The sequence below is a fragment of the Streptomyces sp. SD31 genome (assembly GCF_052068475.1).
In the GTDB taxonomy this organism is placed as follows: Bacteria; Actinomycetota; Actinomycetes; order Streptomycetales; family Streptomycetaceae; genus Streptomyces.
In genome coordinates, this window is sequence record NZ_JBQHCX010000023.1 from 1 (window position 1) to 12,247 (window position 12,247).

Here is a 12,247-nt window from a genome sequence, read left to right on the forward strand (position 1 = left end):
GCTGTTGAGTTCTCAAGGAACGGACGCTTCCTTTGTACTCACCCTCTCGGGCTTTCCTCCGGGCGCTTCCCTTCGGTCTTGCGTTTCCGACTCTATCAGATCCTTTTCAGATCCGATTCCCTGTCGGGAGGGATTGCCGTGCGGCCTTGGGCTTTCGCCCGTCGGCCTTTCGACATTCACTACGTTAGCCGATTCCCCCGCCCGATTCATAATCGGGCTCCGTGGGCTCGAATTCGGGCATGCGGGCACGCCGAAAAACGACCCCGTTGAGGGTGTTCGTAGGTAGTGGGTTGGCCGCTCCGGCTGCTGACTTCGCAGTACCCGGTTCAGCGGCTCGGGCCACGTTACGCCCCTCGCCAAGGCGCGTCAACTTCGGCGGCGCCTAGGGACGTGGGCCCGATAGGGGCTCACCGTCGGGTCGTTGGCGACCCAGTAGCGCCAGGGGTGGACGTCCCCGTTGCCGCCGTCGCCTGCCACGCCCGTGCGTGGGCCGTTCCGTACCTGGTCGGAGGGGGCGGGGGTGCCGGCGAGGACCCTCAGCGGTGTCTCGCCGGAGGCGCACGCGTCCGTGCCGTCCAAGGCTCGGTCCACCTCCAGAGCGGTGGCCAGGCGGGCCGGGCCTTTGGCCAGTTCCGTGTCGTTGCGGGCCGAGAGTCGACGCTTGCGAGCCAGCTCGGCGCCCTCGACGATCTCGCCGGCGCGCAGCAGGACCGCGCTTGCCTGGCCGTCGGGGCCGCACACCAGGTTCATGCAGTGCCACATGCCGTAGGTGAAGTAGACGTAGACGTGTCCGGGAGGACCGAACATCACGTCGTTGCGGGGGGTGCGGCCGCGATAGGCGTGGGAACCCGGGTCGTTCGGGCCGTCGTAGGCCTCGACCTCCGTGAGGCGGAGGGTGATCGGACCGTCGGGGGTCGTGCGTACCAGGAGGCGGCCCAGGAGGTCGGGGGCGACTTCCAGGACGGGTCGGTCGAAGAAGTTCCTGGGGAGGGGCGTACGGTCGGGGGTCACGATCATGCCGTCCGAGGGTAGTGCAGACGGGTGGTCGCAACGGGGTGGTCAGGGGGCCGGCGCCTTGCCAGGGTGGGGGCGCGGAACCGGCCACGGCCGGATCGCGTTTGTAGGGATCAAGGATCCACTCTGAAAAGAGGAGAGTCATGGCGTTCAAGAAGCTGCTCGCGAGCCTGGGGGCCGGTGGGGCTTCGGTCGAGACGGTGCTGACGGAGGTCAATGTCGTCCCGGGCGGTGTCGTCCAGGGTGAGGTGCGGATTCAGGGCGGGTCCGTGAAGCAGGACATCGAGGGCCTGTCCGTGGGCCTGCAGGCGCGGGTCGAGGTCGAGAGCCAGGACTCGGAGTACAAGCAGGACATCGAGTTCACGAAGATGCCGCTGGGTGGTGCCTTCGAGCTGCAGGCTCAGGCCGTGCACGCGGTGCCTTTCGGGCTGGAGATCCCGTGGGAGACGCCGATCACCACGATCGACGGTCAGACTCTGCGCGGCATGAACATCGGTGTGACGACGGAGCTGTCGATCGCGCGGGCCGTGGACTCCACCGACCTGGACCCGATCAACGTGCACCCGCTGCCCGCGCAGAAGGCGATCCTCGACGCCTTCATCCAGCTGGGCTTCCGCTTCAAGAACGCGGACATGGAGCGCGGCCACATCCGGGGTACGCGGCAGAAGCTGCCGTTCTACCAGGAGATCGAGTTCTTCCCGCCGCAGCAGTACCGCGGTATCAACCAGGTCGAGTTGAGCTTCGTCGCGGACGAGCACACGATGGACGTCGTCCTCGAGATGGACAAGAAGCCGGGGCTGTTCAGCGCGGGCAGCGACACCTTCCGGTCGTTCCAGGTGGGTCTGAACGACTTCCATGGGACCGACTGGGCGGCCTATCTCAACCAGTGGCTGTCCGAGGTCGGCAGCAAGCGCAACTGGTCCTAGGCTCGGAACCACTGATTCCGCTGTTTCGTCAGGAGGTATCGAAGTGACCGAGCTCAAGAGGCGGCCGCTGCCCCACGACTTCCATCCGCCCGTGCCGTCCTTCACGGTCACGAGCGAGGACGTCGAGCAAGGCGGGACCCTCAAGGACGCTCAGGTCTACGCGGCCGGCAACACCTCGCCGCAGCTGCGCTGGGAGGGCTTCCCGGCAGGGACCAAGAGCTTCGCCGTGACCTGCTACGACCCCGATGCCCCTACGGGGAGCGGGTTCTGGCACTGGGTCGTCTTCGACATCCCGGCCTCGGTGACCGAGCTGCCGGCGGGGGCGGGCAGCGGCAAGTTCGAGGGGCTGCCGGAGGGTGCCGTACACGCGCGGAACGACTACGGGTCCAAGGACTTCGGCGGTGCCGCGCCGCCGGCCGGGGACGGGCCGCACCGCTATGTGTTCACGGTGTACGCCGTGGACCAGGAGAAGCTCGGGCCGGACGAGGACGCCAGCCCGGCCGTCGTCGGGTTCAACCTGCGGTTCCACACGATCGCGCGTGCCCATGTGATCGGTGAGTACGAGGTGGCCGCCGAAGCCTGACGTTCATGGAACGTTTGCCCGCCCCTGGTCTTGGAAGTGATCAGGGGCGGGCATTTTTTATTTCGTTGTCCATCTCGGCGTGCCCGGCCAGAGTTGATCCCAGCCCGCCAGGGGGTGGGCAGGTGCGCACGGGAGGTGGGCTGTTATGCGTGACACGCTGGTACTGAACGCGAGCTTCGAGCCGCTGTCGACGGTGACGTTGAACAGAGCCGTCGTTCTGGTGCTTCAGGACAAGGCCGTCGTCGAGCAGACCCACCCCGAACTGCGCATGCGTGGAGCCGCGGTCGACATACCGGCGCCCCGGGTGATTCGGCTCTGCAGGTACGTACGGGTGCCGTTCCGAAGACAAGCGCCGTGGTCGAGGCGGGGTGTGCTGGTACGGGACCGGCACCGGTGCGCGTACTGCGGGCGCAGGGCCACGACTGTGGACCATGTGGTGCCAAAGTCGCGGGGCGGGCAGGACACGTGGCTGAATACGGTCGCCTCGTGTGCGGAGGACAATCATCGGAAGGCGGACCGGACGCCTGAGCAGGCGGGTATGCCGTTGCTTCGGGAGCCGTTCGAGCCGACGCCGGCCGATGCGATGTTGCTGGCGCTGGGGGCCGACGACCTTGCTGCGCTGCCGGATTGGCTGGCAGTGGACGCTGCGTAGCCAATCGCCGTGGGACCTTGACTCGTTCGTTGGCTGCGAGCGATTTGTGGCTGGTCGCGCCCACGCGGCGGAGCCGCATATCGGCACGGCCCGCGCCCCTCAAGGGGCGCGGGACCGCCCGGCGATAGAAAGAACCGTCAGTCGATCGACGGCTTCTCTCGGCGTTCCGTGCCTGTGCCGGTGTTGCCGGAGGAGCCGTTGCCTCCCGAACCTCCGCCAAAGCCACCCAGGTTGCCCATCGCGCCCGACAGGCCCTTGAGGGCGTCGCCGATTTCGCTGGGGACGATCCAGAGCTTGTTGGCGTCACCTTCGGCGATCTTCGGGAGCATCTGGAGGTACTGGTAGGAGAGGAGCTTCTGGTCGGGGTCGCCGGCGTGGATCGCTTCGAAGACCGTACGGACCGCCTGGGCTTCGCCTTCCGCGCGCAGGGCGGCTGCCTTGGCTTCACCCTCGGCGCGCAGGATCTGGGACTGCTTCTCACCTTCGGCGGTGAGGATGGCGGCCTGGCGCGTACCTTCCGCGGTGAGGATCGCGGCGCGCTTGTCGCGGTCGGCGCGCATCTGCTTCTCCATCGAGTCCTGGATGGAGGTGGGGGGCTCGATCGCCTTGAGTTCCACGCGGTTGACTCGGATGCCCCACTTGCCCGTTGCCTCGTCGAGGACGCCGCGCAGGGCCGCGTTGATCTCCTCGCGGGAGGTCAGGGTCCGTTCGAGGTCCATGCCGCCGATGATGTTGCGGAGTGTGGTGACCGTCAGCTGCTCGATCGCCTGGATGTAGCTGGCGACTTCGTAGGTGGCGGCGCGGGCGTCGGTCACCTGGTAGTAGATGACCGTGTCGATGTTCACGACCAGGTTGTCCTGGGTGATCACCGGCTGCGGCGGGAACGGCACGACCTGTTCGCGCAGGTCGATGCGGTTGCGGATGGTGTCGATGAACGGGACCACGATGTTGAGGCCCGCGTTGAGTGTCCGCGTGTAACGGCCGAAGCGTTCGACGATGGCCGCACTCGCCTGTGGGATGACCTGGATCGTCTTGATCAGGGCGATGAAGACCAACACCACCAGAATGATCAAGACGATGATGACCGGTTCCATCGTCGTTTCCCCGTACCCCTTCTCCGCTGCGGCAACTTCGGCAGATCTTACGTTTGTTGAAGATCTTGCTGGTCGAGTCTGACAGACCGTCGCGTGGCCCGTGGCGCGTTCGCGCCACTTACGTCGTGCGAGGTCACATGACGATCGCCGTGGCCCCCTCGATGTCCACGACGTCCACTTCCTGGCCTACTTCGTAGGCGCGGTCGGTGTCGAGGGAGCGCGCCGACCAGACTTCTCCGGCGAGCTTGATCCGGCCGCCGGAGGCGTCGACCCGCTCCAGTACGACGGCCTGTTTGCCCTTCAATGCCTCGATGCCGGTGGCGAGTTGGGGTCGCTGTGCGCGATGTCGGTTCGCGATGGGCCGTACGACGGCGATGAGCGCGGTCGAGATGATGACGAAGGACACGACCTGGACGACGGCGTCACCGCCGAAGATGCCGGCGACCACCGCGGCCGCGACCGCACCCACCGCCAGCATGCCGAGTTCGGGCATCGCCGTGATCACGAGCCCGATGCCGAGCGCTGCCGCGCCGATCAACCACCAAACCCACGCGTCGATTTCCACATGGTCATGGTAGGGCTGCGGGCCCTGTCGCGGACAGGGCGCCGATCGTTTGAAAGGCCCTTCTTACCAGGGTTTTGCGGGGTGAAGGACTGGGTCAGGCCAGCGGGAGGCCCTGTGCGGTCCAGCGGTCGCCAACCTGTTCGACGACGAGCGGGAGGCCGAAGCACAGGGAGAGGTTGCGGGAGGTGAGTTCGAGTTCCATGGGGCCGGCGGCGAGGACCTTGCCCTGGCGGATCATCAGGACGTGGGTGAAGCCCGGGGGGATCTCCTCGACGTGGTGGGTGACCATGAGCATCGAAGGGGCGATCGGGTCGCGGGCGAGTCGGCCGAGGCGGCGGACGAGGTCCTCGCGGCCGCCGAGGTCCAGGCCGGCGGCGGGCTCGTCGAGGAGGAGCAGCTCGGGGTCGGCCATCAAGGCGCGGCTGATGAGGGTGCGCTTGCGCTCGCCCTCGGAGAGGGTGCCGAACTTCCGGTCGAGGTACTCGCTCATGCCGAGGCGGTCGAGGAAGGCGCGGGCGCGCTGCTCGTCGATCTCCTCGTAGTCCTCGTTCCAGGTGGCGGTCATGCCGTACGCGGCGGTCAGCACGGTCTGCAGGACGGTCTGGCGCTTGGGCAGCTTCTCGGTCATGGCGATGCCGGCCATGCCGATGCGCGGGCGCAGCTCGAAGACGTCGGTGCCGGGCTTGCCGAGGGTCTCGCCGAGGATGGAGACGGAACCCTGGGTGGGGTAGAGGTAGCTGGACGCGAGGTTCAGGAGCGTGGTCTTGCCGGCGCCGTTGGGGCCGAGGATGACCCAGCGTTCGCCCTCCTTGACCGACCAGGAGACCTGGTCCACCAGAGCCCGGCCCTCGCGGACCACGGATACGTCCTGAAGCTCCAGAACATCGCTCATGAGCGCGTTGTCTCCCCTTGCAGTGTGACCGGTCTCGGCGTCTCGGCGTCTCGGTGGTCGCGTGCGCCTGTGGGCGCAGCCCTCAAGGAAATCTACGCCACCGGTCGGGCGCTTCATTCCATCGGTCCTGTCCTTAGGGTGGAGGCATGCTCTCGGAACCACGTTCAGGACGCCTTGCCGCTTGGGGAAATGCCCTTTTGGCCGGACTTGTCTCGCCGGATGACGCCGTGCTCGAGATCGTCGGCGACGATGCCGTGCACCGGGTGGAGGGGCTGCCGGGTGAGTCGGCGCCCGTCGGGCTCACGCTGGCGTTGGGGCGGCTGCGGACGCTCGGGGCGAGCGGGCTGCGGGTCGCGCTGCCGGCGCCGGGGCATCCGCTGGGGCTGAGTGGGCCGCCGGAGTTCAATGCGCGGGCGCTGGATGCCGAGGAGGCGGTGATCTGTCACGGCGCCGCGTGGGGGTTGGTGCCCGAGGTGTACGAGGCCGGGCCCGACGGTGATGTACATGTCGAGGTCGTCTGGCATGTGCTGCCCGTGCGGGAGGCCCCGCCTGCGGATGTGCCGTCGCTGGGTGAGGCCGAGCGGGAGCTGGCCGAGGCCTTGCGGGATGCGACGGAGGTGTTGGCGCGGCTGGATGTGGCCGGGTCGGGGCCGGTGGCCGAGGCGGCGATCGATGCGTATCGGGCTCGGGCCGAGCGGGGGCGGGAGGTGTTGGCGCCGGGGTATCCGCCGCGGGCGGTGCGGGTGCTGGAGCTTGCGCAGCGGGTGGGGTTGTTGGTTTCGCTGGCGTATGAGAACGGGCACGGCGCAGCGATGAGTGCCTCGGAGATGGGGGCGCGGGCTGAGGCGTTGCGGCCGGTGGAGCGGGTTGCCCGGCGGGCGCAGGTCGCTGCGTACAACTCCGTTGTGGAGGAGCGGGAGCGGGGCGTGAGGTGAGCGTCGGGTGTGCTGGTGGGCGGCGCTGTGGCCTGGGTCGGGCAACTCGGCGCGACGAGGTGCCGCCTGCGTCCACCCGTGCCGCCCCAGCGGCACGACTGCCCGCAGACTGGGCGAGCCTCGACAAACAGACCGGCCTCCCGGGAAACCCGGGAGGCCGGAGGTCACTGCTCGCTTCGGGGTGGTCGTCAGCGGTTGACGGCCAGGTTGTCGAAGGCGGGGTTCAGCAGGCCGACGACGTTCACGGTGTTGCCCGACACGTTGGCCGGGATGTGCACCGGGGCCTGGACCAGGTTGCCCGAGCCGATGCCCGGGGAGCCCACGGCCTTGCCGTCGGCGTGCGCGCCGCTGGTGGCGGAGGCCATACCGGCCCCGGCGGCCAGCAGGCCACCCGCCACCATCGTCACGGCCGCTGCCTTCTTCAGGTTCTTCACTTCTGAGTCCTCCTTGCGATTGCCGCGGCAGTCGCCGCAGCACGCACTGGAAAACGGCGGAGAGCCCCGGAGGATGCGCCATCTGGGGGACATTCCCACGACGGTATGAATCTCAGTCCGGAGCGGAACCCTCCGTATTGCCGTCCGTCACGTCCTACGGAGAGCGTTTCAGCCGGTCACGCCATGGCGTACGGCCCACAGCGCGGCCTGTGTGCGGTCCGCCAGGTCGAGCTTCATCAGGATGTTCGAGACGTGTGTCTTGACGGTCTTCTCCGACAGGACCAGAGCTCTGGCTATCTCGCGGTTCGAGCGGCCGTCCGCGATCAGGCCGAGGACCTCGCGCTCGCGCTCCGTCAGGGAACCGGCTCTCCCCTGCCCCGAGTTGGCCTCTTCCTGGGACAACAGAGCACCGGCGACCTCGGGTTGGAGCAGGATGTGGCCGGCGTGGACCGAGCGGATGGCTCCGGCGAGGGCGTCCGGGTCCACGTCCTTGTAGACGTACCCGGCGGCGCCCGCGCGCAGGGCCGGGATCACCGTGCGCTGTTCGGTGAAGCTGGTGACGATCAGCACGCGCGCGGGGTTGTCCAGTTCGCGGAGTTTGCGCAGGGCGTCGACGCCGTCCATGCCCGGCATCTTGACGTCCATGAGGACCACGTCGGGCTTCAGTTCCTGCGCGCGGGCCACGCCCTCGGCGCCGTCGGCGGCCTCGCCCACGACCTCGATGTCGTCCTGCACTTCGAGGAAGGTGCGCAGGCCCCGGCGGACCACCTGGTGGTCGTCGACGAGCAGCACCCTGATTGCGTCAGCCACCGGGGACCTCCATCTCGATCGTGGTGCCCTTGCCGGGCGCCGATTCCACGGTCAGCGTGCCGCCGACCCCGTTCGTGCGGTCCCGCATGGAGACCAGGCCGAGGTGGCGGCCGGCTCGGCGTATCGCCTTCGGGTCGAAGCCGGTGCCGTTGTCCGTGACCCGCAGGACGGCTCCGCTGCCGCGCCGGTCCAGTGTCACGTCGACGTGCTCGGCTCCGGAGTGCCGCAGGGCGTTGTGCAGGGCCTCCTGGGCGACGCGCAGTACGGCCTCCTCCTGGGCGGCGGGCAGGGCCTTCACGCCACGGCCGGCGAAGGTCACGCGCGCGGTGTGGGCGCGGTCGAGGACCTGGATCTGGGTGCGCAGGGTGGCGACGAGGCCGTCCTCGTCGAGGGCGGCGGGGCGCAACTCGACGACCGCGGCACGCAGTTCGTCGGTGGCCTCGGCGGCGAGCGCGGCCACCTGGTGCAGCTCGCCCTTGGCGCGGGACGGGTCGCGGTCGATCAGGGCGGCGGCGGCCTGGGCCGTCAGACGCAGGGAGAACAGCTTCTGGCTGACCGCGTCGTGCAGTTCGTGGGCGAGGCGGGAGCGTTCCTCGGCGATGGTCAGCTCGCGGCTGCGTTCGTAGAGGCGGGCGTTGGTGAGGGCGATCGCGGCGTGCTGGGCGAGGATGCCGAGGAGTTCCTCGTCCTCCTCCGTGAAGCCGCAGCTTCCCTCAGGCTTCGGGCAGTTCTTGTTGGCCAGGAAGAGTGCGCCGATGACCTCGTCCCCGTCGCGGATGGGCAGGCCGAGGAAGTCGGACATGTCGGGGTGGGCGGTCGGCCAGCCCTCGAAGCGGGGGTCCTCGCGGACGTCGGCGAGGCGCTCGACCTCGGCCTCCTGGAGCATCGCGGCGAGGATGCCGTGCTGGCGCGGGAGGGGCCCGATGGCCTTCCACTGCTCGTCGCTGACGCCGTCGACCACGAACTGGGCGAAGCCGCCGTGGTCGTCCGGGACGCCGAGCGCGGCGTACTGCGCGTCGAGCAGCTCGCGGGCCGAGGCGACGATCGTCTTGAGGACGTCGCGCACCTCGAGATGCCTGCTCATGGCCAGCAACGCGGAGCTCACCGCGGCGAGGCCGGACCTGGGGCCTTGACTCATGCCCTCACGGTACCGGCGGGGTACGACAGGCGGATCGGACCTGTGACGGCGGCCGACTGGGGCGGCGGTCCTAGTCCTCTGGTCCCGGGTTCCGGGTCGTAGGGCGAACGGCCCCGGATGAGCGGCGTAGGACGAAGTGCCCCGCGGCTTTGCGGCCCGCGTCCGAGGCGGGGCGGGTCTGCGGGTTCCTACGTTGAGGACACCGCCGACCGAGGCGGCCTGGAACGAGGGGACGGTTGTCATGCCGGTAGCGATCATCACGGGGGCATCGAAGGGGCTGGGGCGGGCGCTCGCCGAGGGGCTGGCCGCGCGCGGCTGGGATCTGGTGCTCGATGCCAGGACCCCCGAGGTGCTCCATGAGACGGCGGCCGGGCTTCAGGCGTACGGCACGCGCGTGACGGCGGTGCCGGGGGATGTCACGGACGCCGGGCACAGGTCCGAGCTGGTGGCGGCCGCATGGCGGCTGGGCGGCGTCGACCTGCTGGTCAGCAACGCCAGCGCACTGGGCGCCGAGCCGCTGGTACGGCTGGACGAGCTGCCTCTGGAGGGGCTGCGGAGGGCGCTGGAGGTGAACGTCGTCGCCGCGCTGGGCCTGGCCCAGGAGGCGCTGCCGCTGCTGCGGGCGTCCGGGACGGGCGCGGTGATCACGGTCAGCTCGGACGCGGCCGTCGAGGCGTACGAGACATGGGGTGGATACGGGGCGTCGAAGGCCGCCCTGGACCATCTCGCGGCGGTGCTCGGCGAGGAGGAGCCGGGGCTGCGGGTGTGGGCGGTCGATCCCGGGGACATGGCCACGGACCTGTACACGGCGGCCGTACCGGACGACGACGATCCACGGCCGACGCCGGCCGGTGTGGTGCCGGCCTTCCTGCGGCTGCTGGAGGAGCGTCCGGCGAGCGGACGCTACGCGGCTCCGGCTCTGCTGGAGGGACGGCGATGACGCTGGCGGTGCAGGTGCCGGAGGAGCTGTCGGCCCGGGTGCCGGCCGAGCAGCGGGGGCCGGGGCTGGACCGCGATGCCGTACGGCTGCTGGTGTCGCGTGGGACCGAGGTGTCGCATCACGCGTTCGGCGAGCTGCCGCGGCTGCTGCGGGCCGGGGATCTTCTGGTCGTCAACACGTCGGAGACGCTGGCCGCCGCCGTGGACGGGCGGATCGGGGACGCGCGCGTGGTGGTGCACTTCTCCACGCGCGGGGACGACGGGCGGTGGGCGGTCGAGCTGCGGGATCCCGACGAGCGGGGCACCACGCGCGCGCGTGCGGGTGGGCCCGCGGGGACTGAGGTGCGGCTGCCGGGTGGGCTGCGGCTGGTGCTGGAGGAGCCGCTGAGCGCGGGGAGCGAGCGGCTGTGGTGGGCGCGGGTCGCCGGACCCCGGGAGGCCGGCACGGGGAGGACCAGGTCCCAGGACACGGGAGTCCTCGGTCTGATGCGGGAGCACGGGCGGCCGATTCGTTACTCCTATACGGAGCGGGACCAGCCGTTGTCCGTGTACCAGACGGTGTTCGCGCTGCCGTCGGCCGACGGGGCGGGCAGCGCGGAGATGCCGAGTGCGGCGCGGCCCTTCACGCTGCGGATGGTGACGGAGCTGGTGAGCCGGGGTGTGCAGTTCGCGCCGATCACACTGCACACCGGGGTGGCCTCCGCGGAGGCGCACGAGCCGCCGTATCCGGAGCGGTTCGCGGTGCCGGAGGCGTCGGCGCGGCTGATCAACGCGGCGAAGGCCGCAGGCGGGCGGATCGTCGCCGTCGGGACCACGGCCGTGCGGGCCGTGGAGTCGGCGGCGGGCGCCGACGGGGTCGTACGCGCGCGTGAAGGGTGGACGGATCTCGTCGTCACTCCGGAGCGCGGGGTGCAGGTGGTGGACGGGCTGCTGACCGGGCTGCACGAGCCGGAGGCCTCGCATCTGCTGATGCTGGAGGCGGTCGCGGGGCGAGCTGCGATCGACCGCAGCTACGCGGAGGCGCTGCGCGGGCTCTACCTGTGGCACGAGTTCGGCGACGTGCACCTCATCCTCCCCGCGGAGAGCCCTCACTCAGAGCATTGCGCCAGCAACTGCTGGTGAGACTGTTACGGGGTCGATGTGAGCCCGCACATAGGGCGCACGTCACGTACGAAGGACGATAGGAGATAAGACGCCCTATTTGAGCGGGACAGACAGCCCTATCTGTCCGCTTTTGCCCTTCCTGGGTCAACTACCCGGGATCGTACGTCACACCTTTGCCTGTCCATTTTGCGGCCGCTAAGAATTGCTCACGTCGCTCAACGCCGCGGGTTCCGCCCGCGGCGTTTGTGCAGGAAGCACCCGTGTCCCCCGTCGGACAGCGAGCGACCTCCGCGCTATTCGAAGAGGTCCATCTGCCATGCTCAAGAACACCAACAACCGTGGTCTCAGTCGTGCGCTGAACAAGCGGCACAAGATCGCGATCGCCGGTGTCGCCACGCTCGGCGCCGCCGCCCTGGCCTTCTCGGCCGTTCCCGGCAACGCGGGGACGACCACGGCCGAGGCCCCCGCGGGCCAGGTGGCGTACAGCAGTGAGCAGATAAAGGACGTCAAGGGCAGCGTCACCGACCAGCTCGCCGGCGACACGGTGAAGGCCGAGGAGATGTCGGCCAAGCACAAGGCCGCCGTGGCCGCCGCCAAGCACCGGGCCGCGGTGGCCCACGACAAGCACGTGGCCGCCGAAGCCGCCGCCAAGAAGAGGGCCGCCGAGGCTGCCGCCAAGAAGAAGGCCGAGGCCGCGCGCAAGGCGAAGGAGGCCGCCAGCCGGTCCACCGAGCGGGTCCAGGTCAAGCCGGTCGCCGCCAAGACCTACGCCAACAACCTCGACGGCTGGATCCGCGAGGCCCTGGACATCATGAAGAAGCACGACATCCCGGGCACCTACAACGGCCTGTACCGCAACATCATGCGGGAGTCCTCGGGCAACCCGAACGCGATCAACAACTGGGACATCAACGCACAGAACGGCGTTCCGTCGATCGGTCTGCTGCAGGTCATCAAGCCGACCTTCGACGCGTACCACGTCCCGGGCACGGCCTTCAGCCAGTACGACCCGGTCGCCAACCTCACCGCCGCCGCCAACTACGCGGCCGACCGGTACGGCTCGATCGACAACGTCGACAGCGCGTACTGACCGAGGTAGGCACGGGCCTCTCTCCGTACGCCGAAGGGCGGCACCCTCCTGACGGGGTGCCGCCCTTCGGG

14 protein-coding genes are annotated in these 12,247 nt (G+C 69.4%); 7 read left to right on the top strand and 7 right to left on the bottom strand.

The features are described 5' to 3' along the window. Positions 1-366: 366 nt before the first annotated feature. Entirely contained in the window at positions 367-1,017 is a 651-nt protein-coding gene (locus ACTMVF_RS37630) for a DNA-3-methyladenine glycosylase (protein WP_441275580.1), read from the bottom strand. 140 nt (positions 1,018-1,157) lie between these two features. On the opposite strand from ACTMVF_RS37630, the gene ACTMVF_RS37635 reads away from it, so the two are divergent. The 3 genes from ACTMVF_RS37635 (at position 1,158) to ACTMVF_RS37645 (ending at position 3,175) form a co-directional block, all read left to right on the top strand. Further along, positions 1,158-1,940, top strand: coding sequence for a sporulation protein (locus ACTMVF_RS37635; RefSeq protein WP_441275581.1), 783 nt, complete (start codon positions 1,158-1,160; stop codon positions 1,938-1,940). A 43-nt stretch (positions 1,941-1,983) separates the two neighbouring features. Further along, positions 1,984-2,523 carry a YbhB/YbcL family Raf kinase inhibitor-like protein gene (locus tag ACTMVF_RS37640; RefSeq protein WP_441275582.1) on the top strand — a complete coding sequence of 180 codons (540 nt, stop codon included), beginning with the start codon at positions 1,984-1,986 and terminating at the stop codon, positions 2,521-2,523. Between the two features lie 145 nt (positions 2,524-2,668). Next, positions 2,669-3,175 (top strand): HNH endonuclease, encoded by a 507-nt coding sequence (locus ACTMVF_RS37645; protein ID WP_441275583.1) that lies wholly within the window; start codon positions 2,669-2,671, stop codon positions 3,173-3,175. Between the two features lie 137 nt (positions 3,176-3,312). On the opposite strand, the gene ACTMVF_RS37650 is transcribed toward ACTMVF_RS37645, so the two are convergent. From ACTMVF_RS37650 to ACTMVF_RS37660, 3 genes are all read right to left on the bottom strand, one after another. Then, positions 3,313-4,269, bottom strand: a complete 957-nt coding sequence (locus tag ACTMVF_RS37650; RefSeq protein ID WP_441275584.1) for an SPFH domain-containing protein — start codon at positions 4,267-4,269, stop codon at positions 3,313-3,315. Positions 4,270-4,402: 133 nt separating this feature from the next. Next, complete coding sequence (locus ACTMVF_RS37655; RefSeq protein WP_181449778.1) at positions 4,403-4,834, bottom strand: NfeD family protein; 432 nt, start codon at positions 4,832-4,834, stop codon at positions 4,403-4,405. Positions 4,835-4,928: 94 nt separating this feature from the next. Further along, positions 4,929-5,726, bottom strand: coding sequence for an ABC transporter ATP-binding protein (locus ACTMVF_RS37660; RefSeq protein ID WP_441275585.1), 798 nt, complete (start codon positions 5,724-5,726; stop codon positions 4,929-4,931). A gap of 146 nt (positions 5,727-5,872) precedes the next feature. Here ACTMVF_RS37660 and ACTMVF_RS37665 point away from each other — a divergent pair, with 146 nt between their 5' ends. Then, complete coding sequence (locus ACTMVF_RS37665; protein ID WP_441275586.1) at positions 5,873-6,661, top strand: hypothetical protein; 789 nt, start codon at positions 5,873-5,875, stop codon at positions 6,659-6,661. A gap of 188 nt (positions 6,662-6,849) precedes the next feature. Here ACTMVF_RS37665 and ACTMVF_RS37670 read toward each other — a convergent pair whose 3' ends face one another. From ACTMVF_RS37670 to ACTMVF_RS37680, 3 genes are all read right to left on the bottom strand, one after another. After that, positions 6,850-7,095 carry a chaplin gene (locus ACTMVF_RS37670; protein WP_302001738.1) on the bottom strand — a complete coding sequence of 82 codons (246 nt, stop codon included), beginning with the start codon at positions 7,093-7,095 and terminating at the stop codon, positions 6,850-6,852. Positions 7,096-7,263: 168 nt separating this feature from the next. Next, complete coding sequence (locus ACTMVF_RS37675) at positions 7,264-7,905, bottom strand: response regulator (RefSeq protein ID WP_441275587.1); 642 nt, start codon at positions 7,903-7,905, stop codon at positions 7,264-7,266. Further along, on the bottom strand, positions 7,898-9,043 hold the full coding sequence (locus tag ACTMVF_RS37680; protein ID WP_441275588.1) for a GAF domain-containing sensor histidine kinase: 1,146 nt from the start codon (positions 9,041-9,043) through the stop codon (positions 7,898-7,900). Before ACTMVF_RS37680 ends, ACTMVF_RS37675 begins: the two co-directional genes overlap by 8 nt. A 241-nt stretch (positions 9,044-9,284) precedes the next feature. Between ACTMVF_RS37680 and ACTMVF_RS37685 the strand changes: the two genes are divergently transcribed. The 3 genes from ACTMVF_RS37685 to ACTMVF_RS37695 all read left to right on the top strand — a co-directional run bounded on the left by ACTMVF_RS37685 (position 9,285) and on the right by ACTMVF_RS37695 (position 12,176). Next, a complete protein-coding gene (locus ACTMVF_RS37685) occupies positions 9,285-9,983 on the top strand; it encodes an SDR family NAD(P)-dependent oxidoreductase (protein WP_441275589.1) in 699 nt (232 codons plus the stop codon). Beyond that, positions 9,980-11,104 carry an S-adenosylmethionine:tRNA ribosyltransferase-isomerase gene (locus tag ACTMVF_RS37690; protein WP_441275590.1) on the top strand — a complete coding sequence of 375 codons (1,125 nt, stop codon included), beginning with the start codon at positions 9,980-9,982 and terminating at the stop codon, positions 11,102-11,104. The genes ACTMVF_RS37685 and ACTMVF_RS37690 overlap by 4 nt, the downstream gene beginning before the upstream one ends. A gap of 298 nt (positions 11,105-11,402) precedes the next feature. Then, positions 11,403-12,176, top strand: a complete 774-nt coding sequence (locus ACTMVF_RS37695; RefSeq protein WP_441275591.1) for a transglycosylase SLT domain-containing protein — start codon at positions 11,403-11,405, stop codon at positions 12,174-12,176. Positions 12,177-12,247 lie beyond the last annotated feature (71 nt).

Bases quoted from the DNA above. Each gene is read 5' to 3' on its own strand.
- ACTMVF_RS37630 (WP_441275580.1), bottom strand. From the start codon at position 1,017: ATGATCGTGACCCCCGACCGTACGCCCCTCCCCAGGAACTTCTTCGAC.
- ACTMVF_RS37635 (WP_441275581.1), top strand. From the start codon at position 1,158: ATGGCGTTCAAGAAGCTGCTCGCGAGCCTGGGGGCCGGTGGGGCTTCG.
- ACTMVF_RS37645 (WP_441275583.1), top strand. From the start codon at position 2,669: ATGCGTGACACGCTGGTACTGAACGCGAGCTTCGAGCCGCTGTCGACG.
- ACTMVF_RS37650 (WP_441275584.1), bottom strand. From the start codon at position 4,269: ATGGAACCGGTCATCATCGTCTTGATCATTCTGGTGGTGTTGGTCTTC.
- ACTMVF_RS37660 (WP_441275585.1), bottom strand. From the start codon at position 5,726: ATGAGCGATGTTCTGGAGCTTCAGGACGTATCCGTGGTCCGCGAGGGC.
- ACTMVF_RS37665 (WP_441275586.1), top strand. From the start codon at position 5,873: ATGCTCTCGGAACCACGTTCAGGACGCCTTGCCGCTTGGGGAAATGCC.
- ACTMVF_RS37680 (WP_441275588.1), bottom strand. From the start codon at position 9,043: ATGAGTCAAGGCCCCAGGTCCGGCCTCGCCGCGGTGAGCTCCGCGTTG.
- ACTMVF_RS37685 (WP_441275589.1), top strand. From the start codon at position 9,285: ATGCCGGTAGCGATCATCACGGGGGCATCGAAGGGGCTGGGGCGGGCG.
- ACTMVF_RS37690 (WP_441275590.1), top strand. From the start codon at position 9,980: ATGACGCTGGCGGTGCAGGTGCCGGAGGAGCTGTCGGCCCGGGTGCCG.
- ACTMVF_RS37695 (WP_441275591.1), top strand. From the start codon at position 11,403: ATGCTCAAGAACACCAACAACCGTGGTCTCAGTCGTGCGCTGAACAAG.